Source organism: Desulfofundulus luciae (assembly GCF_030813795.1).
GTDB classification, from domain to species: domain Bacteria; phylum Bacillota; class Desulfotomaculia; order Desulfotomaculales; family Desulfovirgulaceae; genus Desulfofundulus; species Desulfofundulus luciae.
Genome location: NZ_JAUSUX010000022.1, coordinates 1 through 21,259, shown reverse-complemented (window position 1 = coordinate 21,259; position 21,259 = coordinate 1). Strand labels below are relative to the sequence as shown.

Sequence of the window (21,259 nt, the reverse complement as noted above, 5' to 3'; positions counted from 1 at the left end):
GAATGCACTAAGGCGAGGTTTAAAAAGCCACCTGTCCTTTCGCCGCCTTTCAAGGCCTGAGGTACTGCCTTTAGGACAAGTGTGTTGACAATTTAAGCAACTTTTGTCACTCCCATCATAGCACAGGAACTGCGTGAAATCAAGCACAAGTTTTAGGTTGATGGAAAAATTTTTTTGTCTTCGTGGTGACAATACCTGACCGGTTTAGGGCCGTTTCCATCAAACAAATTCCAGAATTGCCAGGGGGCATTTATTTCGGTTAGAATGATGGAAGAGGAATAGCCAGGTAGCAACCTTAAAGAAGGGATAGGGGATGAGCTTACGTCTTTTACTGGGACGGGCGGGGACGGGCAAGACCCACCGCTGCCTGATGGAAGTTCGCGCGGAGCTGGAAAGGGAACCCCTGGGTCCCCTTTTGCTCCTGATTGTTCCGGCCCAGGCCACTTTTAACATGGAGCGGGAACTAGCCGCCCGGGGAGGGAGCCTGCGGGCGCAGGTGTACAGCTTTCGCCGGCTGGCCCACCGGGTGCTGCGGGAGGCGGGCGGCGCGGCCCGCCTGCCCGTTAGTGAGCTGGGGCGGCGGATGATGCTTAAAAACATCTTGATGGAAGAAAAGGAAAACCTTGGCCTTATGGGTTCCCTGGCCAACCGGCCGGGTTTTCTTACTTCTTTATCCGAATTGATTGGCGAACTGAAAATGCACCGGATTGCTCCGGAAGACCTGGGAGAACTGGCGTCCGGCAAGGATGGCCAGATGGGGCAAAAGCTCAAAGACCTGTGCCTGGTTTACCGGCGGCTGGGGGAAAAGCTGGCCGGGCGGTTTACCGATCCCGATGATTACCTGGACCTGCTGGCCCGGCAGATTTCCAGCGCTGCTTTTTTGAACAACTGCCGGGTATGGGTGGACGGCTTTTCTTCCTTTACCCCGCAGGAATACGCGGTATTAGAGGCGCTTTTTTCCAAAGCCCGGGAAATAACCGTAACCCTTTGCCTTGATCCGGCCCTAGCCACCGGGCGCCCGCAGGAGCACGATCCCTTTGTCAAACCCTGGGAAACGCGGGCGCGCCTTGTGCGTTTAGCCCGCAAGGCCAATGTGGCGGTGCGGGAGGAGTTTCTCCAACCAGATGGTACCTGGCGCCTGGCCCAGGCTCCGGAATTGGCCCACCTGGAGCGCCACTTTTTCAGCTATCCCACCGTTCCTTATGCCGGAACTGTAAATAAGGTATGCCTGCTGGTCGGGGTGAACCTGCGGGCCGAGGTGGAGGGGGTAACCCGGGCCATCCGGCGGCTGCTGCGGGAGGAGGGCCTGCGCCCCCGGCAGATCATGGTGGCCGTACGGGACGTGGATGCTTATTTCCCCCTGTTCCGGAGAATGCTGGCGGACTACGAAATCCCTTTTTTTATCGATCACCAGCAGCCGGTGATCCACCACCCCCTGGTGGAGTTGCTGCGTTCGGCCCTGGAGGTATGGCAGAAAAACTGGGCTTACGAGCCCGTGTTCCGCTTTCTAAAAACGGGACTGGCCCGGGTAAGTGCCGGGGAAGTGGACCGGCTGGAAAACTACGTCCTGGCCGCCGGGATCCGGGGCAGCCGCTGGTACAGCCAGGAGCCCTGGAGCTACCTGCCCGGCCGCACCTGGAGCGAGGACGGGCAGCGGCAGGCGTCCCCGCCGCCGGAACTGGAAGAGATCAACCGCATTCGCTGGCGGGCGATCAGAGAATTGCGGTCCGCTCAATTAAAAGCGCGGGAAAATGCATCCGGCCGCGCCGTACGCCTTTCCGGCCGGCAGTGGGCCCGCATCCTGCTGGAGCTGTGCCTTGAGCTGGAAGTACCCCGGAGGCTAGATGAGTGGAGCCGGGCCGCGCAAGAAGCGGGGCAGCCGGACCTGGCCCGGGAACACCGCCAGGTTTGGCGGTTGGTGAGCGGCCTGCTGGACGAACTGGTGGAAGTGCTGGGGAAAGTGGAGCTTTCCGCGGCGGAGCTGGCCAGTGTGCTGGACGCGGGTCTTGAGGCCATGCGCCTCTCCCTGATCCCCCCGGCCCTGGATGCGGTGACCGTAGGCAGCCTCGACCGCTCCCGGCCGCCCCGGGATGTGCGGGCCCTGTTTCTGCCCGGCCTCACGGAAAGGGTGCTGCCCGCCGGCATCCGCACCGGCGGGGTGTTCACCGAACGGGAACGGGAGCAGCTAACCATGTGGCTGCGTGACAGGAACCTGGAGCTGCCGGCCGGTACCATCGACCGGTTGCACCAGGAGCAATTTCTGATTTACCAGGTCCTGACCCGCACGGGCGGTAAGCTGTTCTTGAGCTATCCCCTGGGGGATGGCGAGGGGCGGGCTGTAACTCCCTCGCCGGTGATACGCCGGGTGCGGGAACTGCTGCCGGATTTACAGCCGCGGTTCCTGCCGGTGGAGCCGCCGGGTGGTGCGGCCGACGTGGAATACGTAGAGCACCCGGCAGGATTGCTTCCCCGCCTGGCCCTGCGCTGGCGGGAGGCATCCTGGAGCCGCCCCGTTCATCCCCTGTGGTGGCGGGTATATAACCTGCTGCTGGAAAAGGAAGGATGGCGGGACAAGCTTTCCATTTTAACGGCGGGCCTGACGGGGCGCAATGTGGAGCCTCCCCTGGGGCGCGAACTGGGTCTGAAACTGTGGGGCCGGCGGGAGCGGAAAAAACACGTGCTTTTCAGCAGCGTCTCCCGCCTGGAACGGTTTGTCCAGTGTCCCTTCGCCCATTTCCTGGACTACGGCCTGGGGCTGGAGGAGCGGGCGGTATACCGGCTGGCGCCTCCGGATACAGGCCAGCTATACCACGAGGCCCTGCGCATGTTCGTGGAACGGGTACAAAAGAACGGCCTCCCCTGGGAGGAACTGGGGGAAGAGGATATACATCGCATATGCGCGGAACTGGTGGACGGCCTGGCTTCCCGGCTGCAAAACCGCATCCTGCTCTCAAGCGCCCGGTTGCGCCAGCAAAAGGCACGACTGCTGGAACGGGTTAACGATTCAGCCCGGGCGCTGGTACGGCAGATGCAAAAGAGCGGTTTTCGCCCCGCGGCCCTGGAGGTATATTTTGGTCCGCGGGGGAGGCAGGCGTTGCCTGATTTTCCGGGGACGGGAACAAATGCTTTACCTTTCTGGACCCAACTGTTCTTACCGCCCCTGGAGCTCGACTTGGGCGAAGGGATTATTTTGAGCCTTGGGGGGCGCATCGACCGGGTGGACCTGGGACAGGGCGCTGACGCCCTTTACCTGCGGGTTATCGACTACAAATCCGGTCCCAGCGGGCTCAGCCTCCCCGGCGTGCTGGCAGGGGTACATCTCCAGCTCCTGGTCTACCTGTGGGTGGCCCTGGAGCACTTTGCCGCCTTTTGCCGCCGCTACCAGCAGTCCATACTGCCGGCGGGCGCTTTTTACTTCCAGGTACAGCGGCCCATCCTGAACCTGGCTCAGCCGGACCTGCCGCCGGAGGAACTGGACCGGGAGTGGCTTAAGGCATTCAGGTTATCCGGCTGGCTGGTGGACCATGGCGCCGATTTGTACTCCTTGCTGGACCGCGCCCTGGCGGCAGGGACAACGTCCCTCCTGGTGCCCGCCGGGTTTAATAAGGACGGCCGTCCTTCCAGGCGCCAGGAAGCGTCCATATTCACACCCGGGGAGTTCCGCGTCCTACTCGATGTCCTGGGCGGGCTGCTCAGGAAGGTCGCCGGCGGCATTATCGACGGCCGGGTGGACATCGCCCCCCTGAAAGCAGGCACCAATAGCGCCTGTACCGCTTGCCTGTACCGCCCCGTGTGCCGTTTTGATCTGTGGCTGCCCGAAAACCGCTACCGGAACCTAGTTGCAGATGCCAAAGAGCTGCGCGAGCGCCTCCGAAAGGGTGCCGCTCAAGAGGAGGGAGATGGCCTTGTCCTCTACTCGCTGGACTGAAGAGCAGCAAAAAGCCATCACCACCCGGGGAGGGAACCTGCTGGTCTCGGCCGCCGCCGGATCGGGCAAGACCGCGGTGCTGGTGGAGCGGATCATCCGGCACCTGCTGGACGAAAAAAATCCGGTGGATCTGGACCGCCTGCTGGTGGTTACCTTTACCGACGCGGCGGCGGGGGAGATGCGCCAGCGGGTGAGCGCCGCCCTGAACCGGGCTTTACAGGAACGGCCGGCCGGCCCCCGGGTCTTACGCCAGCTTTTCCTGGTCCCCCGGGCCTCCATCGGCACCCTGCACTCCTTTTGCGGCGAGGTGGTGCGGCGCCACTTCTACCTGCTGGGGCTGGACCCGGGCTTCCGGGTGATGGATGAAAACGAGGCGTCTCTTTTACGCCTGGAGGTTCTGGAAGAGGTTCTGGAGGAATATTACGAGGAGCACCGGGACTCGCCGCCCGAAGCCCCCTTCCTCTACCTGGCCCGGGCCCTGGCGGGCCGCCACGGCGACGACCGGGAACTGGTTGAGCTGGTTCTGCGCCTGTACGATTTTGCCATGAGCCTGCCCCGGCCCCGCGCCTGGCTGAACTGGCTGGCTGACTCCCTGGCCGGAGCCGGGGGCCGTTCCTGGGAAGAGCAGCCCTGGCACGGGCAGTGGCGGGAAATAATCCGCCTGGAGCTGGAGGACTGGCTGGACAGCCTGGAAGAAGCCCGGCGCCTGGCTGCCGGCCCCGGCGGGCCGCGGCAGTACACGGCGGTGCTGGAGAAAGACCTGGCCAGGGTGCGGGGCTGGCTGGAGCTGGTGGAAGGCTCCTTTGAAAACCTGCAGATGGCCCTGAAAGAAGGTCAAAAGTGGCCGGCCCTGCCCAGAACAGCCGGGGGAGAGGCAGTAGATGAAATTAAAGAACGGGTGAAAAAACTGCGGGATCACGTCAAAAAACGGGTGCAGGTCCTGTTTAATGAATATTTCTCCCGTTCACCGGTGGATATGATTGGTGATTTGGCCCGGGTTGCCCCCCTGGTCCAGGCACTGGTGGCGGTGGTGCTCCGGTTTGGTGAGGCCTACCGGCGGGCCAAGCTGGAGCGTGCTGTGGCCGACTTTGCCGACCTGGAGCACTATGCCCTGGCCGTCCTGGCCCAGAACGGGGAGGGATCTCCGTGGGGCGGAGAAATTCCACAGGACCCCGGGGCTCCACTCCTTCCTTCCCCCGTGGCTGCGGAGTACCGTGAGTACTTCGCGGAAGTGCTGGTGGACGAGTACCAGGATATCAACGGGGTCCAGGAGGCCCTTTTGGAGCTGGTCTCCCGGGGGGATAACCGCTTCCTGGTGGGTGATGTCAAGCAGAGCATTTACCGCTTCCGGCTGGCGGACCCAACGGTTTTTCTGCACCGCTATCACCAGTTTGCGGATCTGGCTTCCGGGCAGGAACCCGGGCCGGGCTGGCGCCTGACGCTGCGGGCAAACTTCCGCAGCCGGCAGGAGATCCTGGAGACGGTCAACTATCTTTTCGAACGGCTGATGACCCGGCGGGTGGGGGAGCTGGATTACGACGAGCGTGCCCGCCTTCAACCCGGAGCCGGCTATCCGGATTGCGCGGCAGGTAAGGCAGGTGGTCCGGTGGAAATCCACCTGCTGGATTTCAGGCCTCCGGAAGGAGATAAGGCCGGGGATACAACCGGCCAGGAAGAAAACGGGCAACCGGAGCCGGATGAACTGGACCTGGCCCGCCTGGAGGCCCGCTGGGTGGCGGAGCGGGTTCACCGGCTGGTGCTCAAAGAGGATTTTTGGGTCTACGACCGGGAAGAAAAGGAATACCGCCCGGTCACCTGGCGGGATGTGGTGGTGCTGATGCGCTCCCTCAAGGGCCGGGTGGGAGTATTCCTGGAAGAGTTCCGCCGCCTGGGGGTACCGGCCTTCGCGGACGGCGCAGGCGGCTACTTCGACGCCCCGGAGGTGGAAACCGTACTCTCCGCCCTCCAGGTAATCGACAACCCCCGCCGGGATATTCCCCTGGCAGCGGTGCTCCGGTCGCCCCTGGTGGGGCTGGATGCGGCGCGGCTGGCGGAAATCCGCCTGGCCTGCCCGGAAGGCGACTTTTACACCGCCGTGCAGCAGGCCGCAGAGGGGCCGCCGGGGGTGGCCCCGGAGCTTGCGGAACTCCTGCGCCGCTTCCTGAAAAGGCTCCAGGGGTGGCGGGACCTGGCCCGCCGCCTGCCGCCCGCGGAACTGCTGGAGGAACTGTACCGCCAGACCGGCTACTACGACCTGGTGGGGGCCATGCCCGGCGGCGTGGTGCGCCAGGCCAACCTGCGGGCCCTGGTGGACCGGGCCCGGCGTTTCGAGGGGACCATCTACCGGGGGCTTTTCCGCTTCCTGCGCTTTATAGAACAGATCCGGGACGAAGGCGGGGACATGGATGCCGCCCGCTCCCTGGGCGAAAATGAAAACGTGGTCCGGATCATGAGCGTCCACAAGGCCAAGGGCCTGGAGTTCCCGGTGGTGGTGGTGACCGGCCTGGGCCGCCGGTTCAACCTGCAGGATCTCTCCGAAAGCTTCCTGCTGCACCGGCAACTGGGATGTGGTCCGGTGGTGGTGGATCTGGAGCGGGGTGTGCGCTACCCCACCGTCCTGCACCGGGTGATCCGGCAGCGCCTGCGGCTGGAGGCCCTGGCCGAGGAGATGCGCCTGTTGTACGTGGCCCTGACCAGGGCCCGGGAGCGCCTGATCCTGGCCGCCGCCGTGCGCAATCTGGAACGGCAGGTGGATAACTGGCGGAGCCGGGTGGCGGCGGTGCCGCCGGAAGGGCCCCTGAGCGTTTCGCTGCAGGCCGGAGCCAGGTCGGCTTTAGAGTGGCTGGGACCGGCCCTGTGGAGCCACCCGGCCCTGGCCGGGTTTTCCCCGGGCGGGGAGCTGGCGGCGGCCGGGACCGGGTGCTGGCAGGTGCACCTGTGGCCGGCGGCAGCCCTGGAGGGGCTGTGGGCAGGAGGCGGCCCCGGTGCTGAAGTCACCGGGGATCCATCCTGGACCCGGTGGCTTGAGCGGCTGGAACCGCTGCCCGGAGACTGGCTGCAGCAGCAGGAAGAAAACTGGCCGGGTGGGGCGGCGGAACTGGTGGATACCGGTGAGCTCAGGCGGCGGCTGTTCTGGACCTGTCCCCACCGGGAGCTCTCGCACCTGCCTTCCAAGGTTACGGTTACCGAGTGGCGGCACCGGCAGGAGGAGCTGGAGGAGCAGATGAGCGGGGAAATACCCGGGGAAGGTTTGCTGGAGAAGCGTTCCGGTGAAGGGGAAACGGGGACGGAGGAGTTACCCCCCGGATTCGACCTGCCCGCTTTTTACACTGGAGAGAACTTCACCGGTGCCGGGCGGGGCCGGGTGGTGCACCTGGTGATGCAGGGCATGGAGCTGGACGCACTTCCGGACGAGGCGGAAGTGCGCCGGCACCTGGACCGGCTGGTGGAGCGGGAAATCCTGCGCCCGGAGGAAGTGCAGTTGGTCCGCCCGGTGGAGATCGCCCGCTTCTGGCGGACTGACCTGGGGAGGCGGGTGCTGGCTGCCGCTAAAGATAACCGCCTCTGGCGGGAGGTGCCCTTTACCCTGGGCCTGGAGGTGCCGGAGCTTTACCCGGAGTTAAGCGATAAAGTGCCGCCGGGAGAGATCATCCTCCTGCAGGGGGTTATTGACTGCCTGCTGGTGGAAGAAAAAGGCCTGGTGATCATCGACTACAAGACCGACCGGCTGACTGAAAAGGACCTGGATGACGCGGTGGGCCGCTACCGGATCCAGCTCGACCTCTACGCCCGGGCGGCCCAAAAAATCCTGGGCCGGCCGGTGCGGGAGAAGTACCTCTACTTCTTCGCCCTCAACCGGGCGGTGGCGGTTTAAAGGGGGATCAAACTTGGACAAGGCCCTGCGCATTTTACATACCTCAGACTGGCACCTGGGAAAAACCATAGGCGGCCACCGGCGCTGGGACGAGCAGGAGCAGTTTATCGATGAGATCGCCCGCCTGGCGGCGGAGGAAGGGGTGCACCTGGTCCTGCTGGCCGGGGACGTTTTCGATACCGAAAATCCCCCGGCCCGGGCCGAAGAAATATTCTTTGATGCCCTTTCCCGCCTGGCGGTGGGCGGGCGGCAGGTGGTGGTGATTGCGGGCAACCACGACCAGCCCGAGCGCCTGGCCGCACCGGTACCCCTGGCGGCCCGCCAGGGGGTGCACATCCTGGGCCGCCCGGGAGATGTGCCGCCTTTAGGGCCGGGCGTGCTGGAGTCCGGCCCCTCCCGCCTGGTGCTGCAGGGGTCCGGCTGGCCCTGCCCGGCAGTGGTACTGGCCCTGCCTTACCCCTCCGAGGCCAGGCTGGGTGAACTGCTCACCGGCTCCCCGGAGGAAGTTGACCGCCAGGCGGCCTATTCCCGGCGGGTGGCCGCCGCCTTCCGGCAGCTGGCCGGCGCCTGCCGGCCGGAAGCGGTGAACCTGGCCGTCAGCCACCTTTACGTGTACGGCGGGCAGATCAGCGACTCCGAACGTACTCTCTCCCTGGGCGGGGCCTACAGCGTGGATCCGGGTGCCTTTCCGCGGGAGGTACAATACGTGGCCCTGGGGCACCTGCACCGCCCCCAGGGGGTGGAAGGTGCAGCCGTGCCCTGCCGGTACAGCGGCTCGCCCCTGGCCTACAGCTTCTCCGATGCCGGCCAGGCCAAGGGGGTAATTCTGGTGGAGGCCTCCTGCGGCCGGCCGGTGAAGTGGCGGGAGATCCCCTTGAGCTCCGGGCGGCCGCTGGTGCGGTGGCGGGCCACCGGGGGGTACGAGGAAGTACTGGCCTGGTGCCGGGCCGGGCGGGATGAGCGGGCCTGGATTGACCTGGAAGTCCACGCGGCAGCTCCCCTTACCCGGGAGCAGGTGGAGCGGCTGCGTGAGATCCGGCCGGGGATCATCGACATCAGGACGGTCCTGCCGGAGCAGGAAGGGGAGGCTGCCGGAACCCCGGATGTGGGCGCTCTGCCCCTGGACGAGCTTTTTAAGCTTTTTTACCGCCAGCAGACCGGGGGCGGCGAGCCGCAAGCCGATCTGGTGCGTATTTTCCTGGAACTGGTGGAAACCACGGCAGGGGAAAGGGGGGACGAAGTTGAGGCCGGTTGAACTGCGCCTGGCCGGGTTGCACAGCTACCGCCAGGAAGAGGTGGTGGACTTTGAGGCCCTGTGCGAGCGGGGGATCTTCGGTATTTTCGGTCCCACCGGCAGCGGCAAGTCCACCATCCTGGATGCGGTTACCCTGGCCCTCTTCGGGGAGGTGAAGCGGGCCAGCCGGGGCAGGGAGGGAATTATCAACCAGCAGAGCGAACAGGCCCGGGTGGCCTTCACCTTTGAAGTGGGCCGGGGTGAGGGACGGTGCCGCTACCGGGTGGAACGGGTGCTGCGCAAAAGCGGCGATTTTGGTGCCCATACCCGGGAATGCCGGCTGGTGCGCATCGACCCGGATGGGGAAAGGGTACTGGCGGATGGAGCCGACCAGGTAAAAACAGAAGTTCAAAGGCTGCTGGGACTCACCGCGGACGACTTCACCCGGGCGGTGGTCCTGCCCCAGGGCCGTTTTGCCGAGTTTCTGGCCCTGCGGCCGGCGGACCGGAACCAGATGCTGGAGCGCATTTTTGAACTCGACCGGTTCGGCGAGCAGTTAAAGAAACGGGTAAGCGATGCCGGGGCCAAAGTGCAGGCAGGCCTGGACAGGGTAGAGGCGGAGCAGAGGGGTCTGGGCGACTGTTCACCCCAGGCCCTGGAGAGGGCCCGTCAGGCCCTGGAAAAGAACCGGGCGGCCCGCCGGGAGGCAGAACAAAACCTGCAGGCGATCCGCAGGCGGCTGGAGGAGGCCCGCGAGATCCGCCAGGCCCAGGAACAGCGGGCCAACCTGCAGCGCCGGCTGCAGGAACTCCAGGCCGCGGAAGCGCAGGTGCGCTGGACCGAGGAACGCCTGGAACGGGCGGCCCGGGCCGAAACCCTTCGCGGGTTGCTGGAAGAGTACGGGCGCCTGGAAAAAGACCTGGAGAAGCGCCGGGAAGGGCTGCGCTCTTTGCAGGAAGAACTGGCACGGCGGGAGGAGGCTGCCCGGGCGGCGGGGGAAGAGGCCGGGCGGGTGCGGCGGCAGTGGGAGGAAAGGGGTCCGGCCCTTTTAAGGCAGCAGGCGCGGCTGGAACAGGCCCGGGAGCAGGAAAAGGAGCTGGACACCTGGCTGGAGCAGCAAGCCAGGGATCAAAAACAATTAGACCGGTGGGAGCTGGCCGGGCAGGACCTGGGGAAGCAGCAGGAAGAACTTGCTTCCCGGCTGGCCTGGGGGGAGCAGCGGCTGGCCGAACTGCAGGAACTGCGGGAACAGTTCCAGGTTACCCTGGAGGAAGCCGAGCAGGCCCGCTGTGCCCTGGACCTGTACCGGGAGCTGTCCCGGCTGGGCCAGGAAGTAAAAAAGATGGAAGGGGAGCGGGATGAGGCGGGTCGTGATCTTGCCGCGCTGCAGCAGCGGGAGACGGAACTGGCCCGGGAAGTGCAGGGGCTGGAACGTGAGCTGAAGCGGCACGAAGAGGGTTTGGAACACCTGCAGGGAAACCCGCCCGTACCGGAGGGTTACCTGGAAAAACGGGCCGGTGAAATACAGGACCTCAGGCACCGGATCGAGGCGCTGCAGGAACTGGCCGCCCGGTACCAGAAGCTCCAGGAGGAACACCGGCAGGTCAGGGAGCGGCTGGCATTACTGCAGCACGAGCGGGAAACCCGGGGGCAGGAGGCGGCGGCCCTGCGGCTGGCTCTGGAAGAAGCGGGCGGGGCACTGGACCGGGCGCGGCAGCAACTGGAGGAAGCCCGCCGCCGGAATATGGCCGCCGCCCTGGCCCGGACGCTGGAGGCGGGGCGGACCTGCCCGGTCTGCGGCTCGACCCATCACCCCTCGCCCGCCTCCCCTGCGGGGACGGAACTCACCCCCTATGAGGAGGCGGTGGAAGCCGCAGAGGAGGAGCAGGCGCGGCGGCGGGATGAGTGGCAGGAGTGTGAAAAGAAAATCGTCCAGCTGGAAACGGAGATTGCGGCGTTAAAGCTCCGGGAGGAGCAGCTGGCGGGAGAAAAGGAGCAGGTTGGGGCGGAGGGCAAGCGTTTGCGGGGTGAGCTGCCGGCAGAATGGCAGGGGGTGCCGGTGCAGGATCTCCCGGCCCGGCTGCAAAGGGCGGAGCAGGCATATCAGGAGCAGCAGCGGGCCTGGCGCGACTGGCAGCAGCACTTAAAAGAAGCCCTGGACCGGAAAGAGGAACTGCGCCGCCGGCTGGATGAGCAGAGGCCCGCCCTCGCCCGCCTGCAGTCCGACCGGGCAGGCCTGGCCCGGCAGGTCGACGTCCTCTGCCGGCACCTGGGGGAAAAAGGGGCGGAGCAGCAGGCGGTCAGGGAAAAACTCCGGCTGTTTCTGGAGGTGCTGGGCCTGGCGGACCCGGAGCAGGTCCCGGGGTACTGGGATGCTTTAAGGGAGAAGCAGCAAAAGCACCGGCGCTGCCAGGACGAGATGGCAGGGCTGGAGGCGGAGTTAAAAGACCTGGCCGGGCGGCTTCAGCAGCTCAAGGATGACCTGCGGGACCTGGTGGTTAAAGAGGAGGCCCTGAAGGTCACCCTGGCGGGCAGGGCAGAACAGATCCGGCGGCTCCGGGCGGAGTTGCACGAGTTTACCGGCGGTTTGCGGGTGCAGGAGGCCCTGGAGCAGGTGCAGGAAGAGCTGTCCCTGCTGCAGGGGGCGGTGGCCCGGGCGGAGGAAGAAAGCCAGAAAGCGACTGAGGCCTTCCAGCGGGTCCGGCTGGAACTGAAGGGCGAAGAACAGACCTGTGCTGCCCTGCAGGAGCGGCTGGAGGACCTGTACCGGCGCCTGGAACGGTCGGCACGGGAGAACCATTTCGCCAGTCCCGCCGAGGCTAAAGACGCCCTGCTGGACCCGCAGGAGCGGGAGGAATTAACCAGTCAGGTGAAGAAACACCGTCAGGAGGAACAGGTGCTGCTGAAGGGGCTGCAGGAAGTGGAGGCCCGCCTGAAAGGCATGCGCGTGGACGAGGGAGAGTGGCATCGGCTGCAGGAAGAATTACGGGCCGCGGAAGAAGCCCTGGGCCTGGCCCAGCAGCAGGAAGGAGCGGCGGGGGTGCTGCTGCAAAAGCTGCAGGAAAACCAGCAGCGGTGGGCCGTCCTGGAAGGGGAGCGGCAGCAGCTGGCCCGGCGCGCTGCACTCCTGCGGGAGCTGGAAGGGCTTCTGCGGGGCAGGGCGCTGGTGGAGTTTATGGCCCGCCGGCGGCTGGAGAACCTGGTTGCCCTGGCTACGGAGCGGCTGGGCCGGCTCACCGGCTACCGCTACGCCCTGGAACTGGACGGGCAGGGCGGTTTCATCCTCCGGGACGAGGGCAACGGAGGCCTTAAGCGCCCTGTTTCCACCCTTTCGGGCGGCGAAACCTTCCTGGTATCTTTAGCCCTGGCGCTGGCCCTCTCGGATCAGATCCAGCGGCGGGGCCGGGCTCCCCTGGAGTTCTTCTTCCTGGATGAGGGCTTCGGTTCCCTGGATGAGCAGTGCCTGGAGGCGGTGATGGATACCCTGGAGCGCCTGCCCCTGGAACGGGTGGCCATCGGACTGATCAGCCACCTGCCCCAGCTGAAAAGCCGCCTGCCCCGCCGCCTGGTGGTCGAGCCGGCCCGGCCCGGGGGCCCGGGCAGCCGGGTCCGCCTGGAACTGGCGTGATTGGCGCATCACCAGAGTCCGGCCCCAACGGGAAAAAAGATTCTGGAGTAAACAAATGAAGTGCCGGAAAATTTTTATTGGCGGCAGGATTTCAACCCGGCCTGCAGAATACTACATAAAGTAACGGCTTTTTAAAAAATGGGCATCAAGGAGGTGCCCGTTACAGCCGGCCCAAAAGGACAAAGGATTTACGGTACAATGGTGACCACGGAGGTCTCTTCCAGGGGAAGGCCAGCGTGGTCATTTTTGTTCCCCTGGTGATTGTAAGGCTGCGCAGGTTGAAATTATCGAAACAGGAGGAGGCGGTCTAATGCATATTCCCGACGGATTTTTGGATCCCAAGATCTGGGTGGGGGCCAGTGTGGTTAGTGCGGGAGCTCTCGCCACGGCAGTCTCAAAGACCAGGAAAGTGCTGGAGGACCGGCAGGTGCCGGCCCTGGGGGTGATGGGGGCCTTTATCTTTGCCGCCCAGATGATCAATTTCCCTGTAGCCGGCGGTACCTCGGGCCATCTTTTGGGGGGAGCCCTGGCGGCGATCTTGTTGGGCCCCTGGAGTGCCGGCTTGATTTTAACCACGGTACTGGTTATTCAAATGCTTTTCTTTTATGACGGCGGCCTGACCGCCCTGGGGGCCAACGTGTTGAATATGGCGGTAATTGCCCCGTGGGTGGCTTATGGTACTTACCGGCTGGTGGGCGGCCTGTTCAAGGGTAATGCCGGCCGCACTGCAGCTACCTTCCTGGCTGCCTGGCTGTCGGTAATGGCTGCGGCACTGGCATGCAGCCTGGAAATTGCCTTCTCCGGTACTGTACCCCTGGCAGTGGTCCTGCCGGCCATGCTGGGGTGGCACGCCCTGATCGGTATCGGCGAGGGTCTGATTACCGTGGTGGTGGTTTCCTTTGTTTCCCGGTTGTGGGGGTTGGAGCAGTTCGGGCAGAAGAGTTATGCGGGAGGTGAGCAATTATGAACAGAAAGAATTTAATATGGGGCCTTCTGGTTGCCCTGGCCATTGCCGCCTTTCTTTCTCCCTTTGCCTCTCCCAGCCCGGACGGGTTGGAGCGGGTGGCCGAGGATAAGGGATTCCTGCACCTGGCCGAGGGGAAAGAACTGATCCACGCCCTGATGCCCGACTACGTTTTTCCCGGCATTGCCAGCGAGGGCCTGGCCACTTCCCTGGCCGGCTTAGTGGGCACACTGCTTGTGTTTGGGGCCATGTATCTTGTGAGCCTGGTTTTTGTCCGGCCGAAGGGAAATGCCGGGAAGGGGCGTTCCTGACGGCTGCGGACCTTATTTCACTGTCGCTGGCCTGGAATAAAAATACTTGAACAGAGGGGGTTGCCGGCGGTATAATTATCTAAACGGGGTCAAGGAGATCCCATGGTTTTCAATATCGTATAATTTTTTAAAATCACATAAGATATAAGGAAAGGCCATGGAGGCAACTGCCTGCCCGGAAAGACAGGCGTGTTACCCCATGGTCTTTTTCTGTGAGTTTCTGTGCCCGGTACGGAAATAGCATAAGGGCTGGAAGGGAAGTGTTAAAGTGTCACAGGTATTGGACCATTTTCTTCAACCCGGCGGGTACTCCGGGTCGTTCATGCACAGGCTGGATCCCCGGGTCAAGGTGGTGGCGGTGGTGGGCTTTGTTGCCCTGTCGACCATGCTTACCTCCCGGACAGCTCTGGCTCTGGCGGCGGGTTTTCTGCTGGTACTTACGGCAGCGGCCCGCCTGCACCTGCGTCAGCTGGTCAGTCGCCTGTTGTGGTTGCTGCCCTTTGCCGGCATAATGATTTTCCTGTTCCCCTTCATCATCCCGGGTGAGCCCTTCTGGCGCTGGGAGTGGGGAATACTAACCTTAACCGCTACCCGGGAAGGGTGGCAGCACGCCCTTATGCTTTCCCTGCGGGTTTTTGCTGCGGTTTTAGCCGTAAATTTCCTGATGGCTACAACCGGCCTGCGCCGTGTGCTGGAAGCGCTGTCCTTCTTTCGGGTACCGGCTGTGTTCATCCAGTTGATAGAGTTTAGCATCCGCTATATATATGTGGTGGGCGATGAGCTGCGGCGGATGAAAACCGCACGCACGGCCCGGGGGTTTGTGCCGGGCAGACATCTTTTCCACCGGCACACTTTTCGCACCCTGGGGCAAACCATAGCGGTCCTTTTTATCCGGTCCTGGGAACGGGGAGAGAGGATTTATCACGCGATGCTGGCCCGCGGTTATTCCGGGGAGAACCGCAAAAGGGCGCTTCCTCCTCCCGGAGGGTGGGATCTGGCGTGGGGTGCTTTCATCCTGTCCGTGGCCATAGGATTGCGTCTTTTTGAACTGGGGGGACATATTTGGCTTTTGTCATTGAAGTAGAGGACCTGCACTATACCTACCGGGACGGCACCAGGGCCCTGCAGGGCCTTTCCCTTTCTATACCCGAAGGAAGCCGGGTGGCCCTTTTGGGACCCAATGGAGCGGGTAAGTCCACCCTCTTGCTGCATTTAAACGGCCTTTACCTGCCCCAGCGGGGAAAGGTGCGGGTCATGGGGCGGGAAGTCAACGCCCGTACGGCCAGGGAGATCAAGAGCCGGGTGGGCCTGGTGTTTCAGGATCCCGATGATCAGGTTTTTTCTTCCACCGTAGGGGAGGACGTGGCCTTTGGCCCGGTGAATATGGGCCTGCCCGCCGCAGAGGTCGAACGGCGGGTGCAGGAGGCCCTGGCGGCAGTGCAGATGGAAGCATACCGGGACAAACCGCCTTACCACCTTAGCTACGGCCAGAAAAAGCGGGTGGCCATTGCCGGGGTTCTGGCCATGGGGCCGGAAGTTATCGTCCTGGACGAGCCCATGGCCTACCTGGATCCTCAGGGCAAGGATACATTGCTGGATATTCTGGACCGGCTGCACCGCCGGGGTGCCACCATCCTGGTGGCCACCCACGACGTGGATATGGCGGCCGGCTGGGCGGACCGGGTGATTATCATAAAAAACGGCCGCACCCTGGCCCAGGGTGATCCGTCGCTGCTGGTCCGGGAGGATATAATCCGCCAGGCCAGCCTGCGTTTTCCCCTGGTGACGCAGATTTTTCGCTCCCTGCCCGAATTGCAGCTCAAAACCGTGCCCTATACAGTGGAACAGGCGGCAGCCTTGCTGAAAGATATTTTGGCAGGACACCGGGTTTAAGCGCCTCTAGACAAGAGGTGCTTTTATTATTATGGCCAGCCGGTTAAGCTGTGGTATAATAAACTGTAAATGTTTTCTTTTCGGAGGTTTCGGAGGTGAAGGGGATGTCCCTGGGTGAATTAAAAATGACTTACCGTGAATACCTCCAGTTACCCGTGGATAAGCGTTACGAACTAATTGGGGGGAGGCTTTATATGGTACCAGCGCCCAGCGTGATCCACCAGATGATATGCGGAAATCTGGAATTTATTTTGCGCTGGCATGTTCAGGAAAACAAATTGGGGGTCATTTTAGATGCTCCCATTGACGTTTACTTAACGGAGGAAGATGTGGTTCAGCCGGATATCATTTTCATCAGCCAGGAGCGCCGGCACATCATCGGTGAGGCCAATATAAGGGGTGGGCCCGATCTGGTGATTGAAGTTTTATCCCCTTCCACCGCGGCCATGGATCAAACCATTAAAAAAGAGCTCTACCGAAGCCACGGGGTGCGGGAAGTCTGGTATGTGCACCCGGTGGCCCAAACTATAGAAGTGTGCACCTTCACCCCGGAAGGAGAAAAAAAGGAGCTTTACGCCCGGCACGATGAAAAGCCTTTTGTTTCCACGGTGCTTCCCGGCCTGCGGCTGGATCTGAACAAGGTTTTTTAATTTTCGCTTCAGAGTATCCGCAACCAACTTAGTGTCGGTGCGGAGCACAGGAGTAAGCGTAGACAACGCCGGATGCCATTCTACTGAAGGGGAGTTGTTGATTTGCTACCGTTACACAGGATAGTAGTACCCACCCCTTACGCGGTGGGACCGGTGAACGCCTATCTCATCGCCTCACGACCCTATTCTCTGGTGGATCCGGGGCCCGATACCCGGGAGGCCAGGGAAGTGTTGCAGAAAGAACTAAACCGTTTGGGTGTTCCCCTGGCCGAAATTGAACGGATTCTGCTCACCCATTTCCATTCGGATCACAGCGGCCTGGCCCACTGGATACACTCCCTGACGGGGGCAAAGGTATATATCCATCCCTATGATTTAAAGAAACTGAGCGGTAAAAACGATTTTATCGGGGAGAGGATGCCCTTTATCCGGGAGGCCGGTACCCCGGCGGAGATCATAGCGGAAGTTCTCAAGGACGGGGATAAGCTCCCCCGGCCCTTTGTGCCGCCCGGGGGTGCCATAACCGCCACCGACGGCACGGAAATACCATTTGAGGGCGGAAGTTTGAAGGCGTTCCATTTTCCGGGCCATGCCACCGGGCACCTTTGTTTTTATGACCCGGCGGGGAAAAGCCTTATTTCCGGGGACTTTTTGCTGCCCCGCATCACCCCCAACCCATTTCTGGAGCGCGATCCGGTTCACCCCGATCGCCGGGCACCCAGCCTGCGCCACTACCTGCAGGGGTTGGACAGGCTGACGTCCATGGACATAAGGCGGGTCTGGCCGGGGCACGGAGAAGTCATAGACGACTACCGGCAGGTGGTGGCCATGGTGCGGGAACACCACCAGGCCCGTTTCGACGCCCTGGTAGACCTGTTGGGCAAGTACGAGCCATGCAGCGCTTTTGAGCTTTCCCGGATCACCTATCCCGATTTGAAGGGGTTCAACATCTTTTTAGGACTTTCGGAAGTACAGGCCCACCTGGACGTACTGGTGGAAGAAGGCCGCGTGAAAGTAGAAAAGAAGGACGGCGTGGCGTATTATTTCCTCAGTAAATATTCAGTAAAACCGTTATGACGAGGATGCGGTGCTGTCGGCGCGAAGCACTGGAGTGAGCGGGGACCCAGCACTCACTGGAATACTAGCTCTTCCAAAAACCTGATGTGTCAATTAAACCTGAAACACCGGGAGCAGAGTCATATTTAGGTGAGTGCTGGGCCGCATCCAACCGGGCTCACATATTTATCCTCTAATATATTTCCTCTAACAAGGGGTGCAGGAAAGACTTGGCTTTTCGCTTGCGTTTAATTATTGCCATCCTGGTTGCTAAGGCAATCATGTGGCTGGTTCGCTTGCTGGGACGGGGTAAAGGTTCCTCCCTGCCCGGTATGGTGGCCTTGAAAATCTGCCCCGGCATCCTGGGCTGCCTGGCCCGGCAGGCTTCCCGGGGGGTGGTCATGGTGACCGGCACCAACGGCAAGACCACCACCAACAACATGATTGCCCGGGTTGTCAGGGAGGCTGGTTACCGGGTGGTGGTTAACGCCGAGGGGGCCAACCTGATTACCGGCGTAACCACCGCTTTTTTAAAGGCCGCATCCCTCTCCGGGCGGGTGGACTGCGATTACGCCCTCCTGGAGGTGGACGAGGCCTCCTTTCCCCGGGTTACCCGCCAGGTATATCCAAACATCGTGGTGATCACCAACTTTTTCCGGGACCAACTGGATCGCTACGGGGAACTGGACAAAACCATATCCCTCATCCGTGAAGCTCTAGTTCAATTGCCGGGGACCGGGCTGGTATTAAATGCCGATGATCCCCTGGTAGCCCCTCTGGCTACCTCCACCGGTAAAGAGGCGTTTTATTATGGCCTGGGGGAACACCATCAGGTGGCTTCCTTTTCTGCCGCCGCCCGGGAGGGGCGCTTCTGCCCCCATTGCGGGCGGGAGCTCTTCTATGCCTACTATCACTACAGCCAGTTGGGTAATTACCGTTGTCCCGGCTGTGGCTTTTCCCGGCCTCTCGCCGATGTAGAGGGCACGGAAGTTTCCCAGGGAGATCACAGGATAACCTGCCGTCTGCGTTCGCCCGCCGGCTCCCATGAGCTGGTTATTCCCGTGCCCGGGTTGTATAACCTCTACAACGGCCTGGCGGCTTTTTCGGCCGGCCTTTCCCTGGGCGTGGAGCCGGGAGTGATAATTGGCGCCCTGGCGGGTTACACACCGGCCACCGGGCGTATGGAAAGGTTCCTTTACCGGGATAAGCCGGTGCTCTTAAACCTGGTCAAAAACCCCACCGGCTTTAACGAGGGGTTGGGAGCTTTGCTTTCCCTCCCCGGCCCGGTGGATGTGCTCATTGCCATCAATGATAACGATGCCGACGGGCGGGACATTTCCTGGCTGTGGGACGTGGATTTTGAGGTTCTGGAGGAACACCACCACCGCTTGAACTCCCTGGTCTGCACCGGGCAAAGGGGGGCGGAAATGGCCGTCAGGCTGAAATATGCCGGGGTGCCCCTTGACAAGGTTGTGGTCGAGAACATGCACCGGGCCGTAGAACACGTTTTGAATGGTTCCGGCAACACGGCCTATCTTTTGGCTACCTATACGGCCTTATGGCCCCTGGAAAGGATTTTGAGTGGTTATGCAAAAAGGGAAAGTCGTGTTGAAAGTCTGCCATCTGTATCCTGACCTGTTAAATCTCTATGGTGACCGGGGTAACGTGATGGCCTATGTCCGCCGCTGCCAGTGGCGCGGGATTGAAGTGGAGGTGCACCGCATTAACCTGGGGGACCCGGTTGACTTCCGGGAAATGGATTTTCTTTTCCTGGGCGGGGGTTCCGACCGGGAACAAAACCTGATGGCCAAAGACCTGGAAAATCGCCGGGAGCTTTTGCAGGCGGCGGTGGAGGATGGGCTGGTGGTGCTGGCCATCTGCGGCGGCTACCAGTTGCTGGGCAAATATTACCGCACCCTGGAAGGCCACGTGATTCCCGGCCTGGGTCTTTTAGACTTTTATACGGAGGCCGGGCGGGAGAGAATGATTGGCAACGTGGTGGTAGAGCTGGAAATAGAAGGGGAGAACGTGCGGGTAACCGGTTTTGAAAACCACGCCGGCCGGACTTTCCTGGGCCAGATTTCCCCGCTGGGTCGGGTGCTGGTGGGTTACGGCAACAACGGGGAGGACGGCACCGAGGGGGCCCGTTACAAAAACGTCTTTTGCTCCTACCTCCACGGCCCCCTGCTGCCCAAGAACCCCCGGCTTACGGATCACCTCATCTCCCTGGCACTCATGCGCCGGGGTTTGCCCGCGGAACTTGCTCCCCTGGACGACCGTCTGGAAAGGGTGGCCGCTGAAGTAATGCTCAAGCGCCTTTTGGAGTAAACCCAAAAAGGCAAATAATACATACTGTATCACTGGGTGCGGGAGGGTTTGCAAAATGGAGAAGGAAGTAGTGCGTACCGACAGGGCTCCGGCCGCCATAGGGCCCTATTCCCAGGCCATTAAAGCCGGTGGATTTGTATTCGTCTCTGGCCAAATTCCCATCGACCCGGCCACAGGTAAGGTGGTGGAGGGGGATATTAAAGTTCAAACCAGGCAGGTGTTGAACAACTTAAGAGAAGTGCTGGCGGCGGCAGGCACTTCCCTGGAGCGGGTGGTGAAAGCTACCGTGTTTATCACCGATATGAATGACTTTCCCGGGCTAAACGAAGTGTACGCTGAATTTTTTGCCCGGAGTGCGCCCGCTCGCTCCTGTGCGGCCGTATCGCGCCTGCCTAAGGATGTGCTGGTGGAAATTGAAGCCATCGCCCTCCTGTAGGGAAGGGTATACCCGGCGGTTTTGAGCAAATATTTGGGTGTGGTCATTACGGTAGATGGCTCCCGGTTTATACCGGGGGCCATTTAATTATTTTTGATGAGCAAAAAGTCAACGAAGTCTGCTGCCCGCCCTGGCGGGACGCCATGTGAAGTCAAAAAAAAGTGGCATGTCAAACGACAACTGTCTACAGTGTGTACACTTTGCCCCGGCAGCCTTTAGTCAAAATCCATGGAAAAATCAAATAAAATAAAGTTTTTTATTTGAATGACAAATCGGCTATTTTTTTTGGCATGCCTTTTGCTCTACATGCATTATGCATTTAGGCAAAGTAGGTTCAGGTAAAATCGGGGCTAGGTAAAATCTTCTTCCCGGTTGATGTATGGCACTTCCTGCCGGTAAACAACTTTTTTCAAGTGGGCTGGTATAAAATTACTGCGGGGAAAGGAGAAGTTTTTGGTGCGAGAAACGGTCATCGTCAGTGCAGCCAGAACGCCTTTTGGAAAGCTGGGCGGGGTTCTGGCACCTCTCACTGCCGTCCAGTTGGGGGGTATGGTGATTAAAGAAGCCGTCCGGCGGGCGGGCATCAACGGGGACCAGGTGGACAACGTGATCATGGGGCAGGTCCTGCAGGGCGGTTGCGGCCAGATTCCCTCCCGCCAGGCCACCCGGCTGGCGGGGTTACCCTGGGAAGTGCCCTCGGAAACCTTAAACAAGGTCTGCGCCTCCGGCCTGCGGGCGGTAACCCTGGGCGACCAGATCATCCGGGCCGGCGACGCCCACATCATCGTTGCCGGCGGCATGGAAAGCATGAGCAACGCGCCCTACTTTGTGCACGCCCGCTGGGGCCTGCGCATGGGTGACACCAGGTTTGTCGACCTGATGGTCCACGACGGCCTGTGGTGCGCCTTTTACAACCGGCACATGGCCATCCACGGCGGCGAAGTGGCCAGAGAATAC

General features: G+C 61.8%; 14 protein-coding genes. All 14 read left to right on the top strand.

The genetic code is table 11. The features are described 5' to 3' along the window. Nucleotides 1-313 precede the first annotated feature (313 nt). Nucleotides 314-3,928 carry a helicase-exonuclease AddAB subunit AddB gene (addB, locus tag J2Z49_RS11640; RefSeq protein ID WP_307403132.1) on the top strand — a complete coding sequence of 1,205 codons (3,615 nt, stop codon included), beginning with the start codon at nt 314-316 and terminating at the stop codon, nt 3,926-3,928. After that, complete coding sequence (addA, locus tag J2Z49_RS11635) at nt 3,906-7,802, top strand: helicase-exonuclease AddAB subunit AddA (protein ID WP_307403131.1); 3,897 nt, start codon at nt 3,906-3,908, stop codon at nt 7,800-7,802. Before addB ends, addA begins: the two co-directional genes overlap by 23 nt. A gap of 13 nt (nt 7,803-7,815) precedes the next feature. Beyond that, on the top strand, nt 7,816-9,057 hold the full coding sequence (locus J2Z49_RS11630; RefSeq protein WP_307403130.1) for an exonuclease SbcCD subunit D: 1,242 nt from the start codon (nt 7,816-7,818) through the stop codon (nt 9,055-9,057). After that, nucleotides 9,044-12,664 carry an AAA family ATPase gene (locus tag J2Z49_RS11625; protein ID WP_307403129.1) on the top strand — a complete coding sequence of 1,207 codons (3,621 nt, stop codon included), beginning with the start codon at nt 9,044-9,046 and terminating at the stop codon, nt 12,662-12,664. Before J2Z49_RS11630 ends, J2Z49_RS11625 begins: the two co-directional genes overlap by 14 nt. 310 nt (nt 12,665-12,974) lie before the next feature. Beyond that, nucleotides 12,975-13,631, top strand: a complete 657-nt coding sequence (locus tag J2Z49_RS11620; RefSeq protein ID WP_307403128.1) for an energy-coupling factor ABC transporter permease — start codon at nt 12,975-12,977, stop codon at nt 13,629-13,631. Continuing rightward, nucleotides 13,628-13,939: a PDGLE domain-containing protein gene (locus J2Z49_RS11615; RefSeq protein ID WP_307403127.1), complete on the top strand. Its 312-nt coding sequence runs from the start codon at nt 13,628-13,630 to the stop codon at nt 13,937-13,939. Before J2Z49_RS11620 ends, J2Z49_RS11615 begins: the two co-directional genes overlap by 4 nt. 322 nt (nt 13,940-14,261) lie before the next feature. After that, entirely contained in the window at nt 14,262-15,023 is a 762-nt protein-coding gene (gene cbiQ, locus J2Z49_RS11610) for a cobalt ECF transporter T component CbiQ (protein ID WP_307403126.1), read from the top strand. Further along, the gene (locus tag J2Z49_RS11605) at nt 15,002-15,832 is read left to right on the top strand and encodes an ATP-binding cassette domain-containing protein (protein WP_307403125.1); all 831 of its coding nucleotides are present in this window, start codon (nt 15,002-15,004) and stop codon (nt 15,830-15,832) included. The genes cbiQ and J2Z49_RS11605 overlap by 22 nt, the downstream gene beginning before the upstream one ends. 104 nt (nt 15,833-15,936) lie before the next feature. Beyond that, the gene (locus J2Z49_RS11600; protein ID WP_307403124.1) at nt 15,937-16,482 is read left to right on the top strand and encodes a Uma2 family endonuclease; all 546 of its coding nucleotides are present in this window, start codon (nt 15,937-15,939) and stop codon (nt 16,480-16,482) included. Nucleotides 16,483-16,584: 102 nt separating this feature from the next. After that, nucleotides 16,585-17,559, top strand: coding sequence for an MBL fold metallo-hydrolase (locus J2Z49_RS11595; RefSeq protein WP_307403123.1), 975 nt, complete (start codon nt 16,585-16,587; stop codon nt 17,557-17,559). Between the two features lie 209 nt (nt 17,560-17,768). Beyond that, nucleotides 17,769-19,172: a MurT ligase domain-containing protein gene (locus J2Z49_RS11590; protein ID WP_307403122.1), complete on the top strand. Its 1,404-nt coding sequence runs from the start codon at nt 17,769-17,771 to the stop codon at nt 19,170-19,172. Then, complete coding sequence (locus J2Z49_RS11585) at nt 19,144-19,866, top strand: type 1 glutamine amidotransferase (RefSeq protein ID WP_307403155.1); 723 nt, start codon at nt 19,144-19,146, stop codon at nt 19,864-19,866. Before J2Z49_RS11590 ends, J2Z49_RS11585 begins: the two co-directional genes overlap by 29 nt. 55 nt (nt 19,867-19,921) lie before the next feature. After that, nucleotides 19,922-20,302, top strand: coding sequence for a RidA family protein (locus tag J2Z49_RS11580; protein WP_072871479.1), 381 nt, complete (start codon nt 19,922-19,924; stop codon nt 20,300-20,302). A 456-nt stretch (nt 20,303-20,758) separates the two neighbouring features. Next, nucleotides 20,759-21,259: thiolase family protein (locus J2Z49_RS11575; RefSeq protein WP_307403121.1), on the top strand; the 501-nt coding region annotated here is incomplete at its 3' end.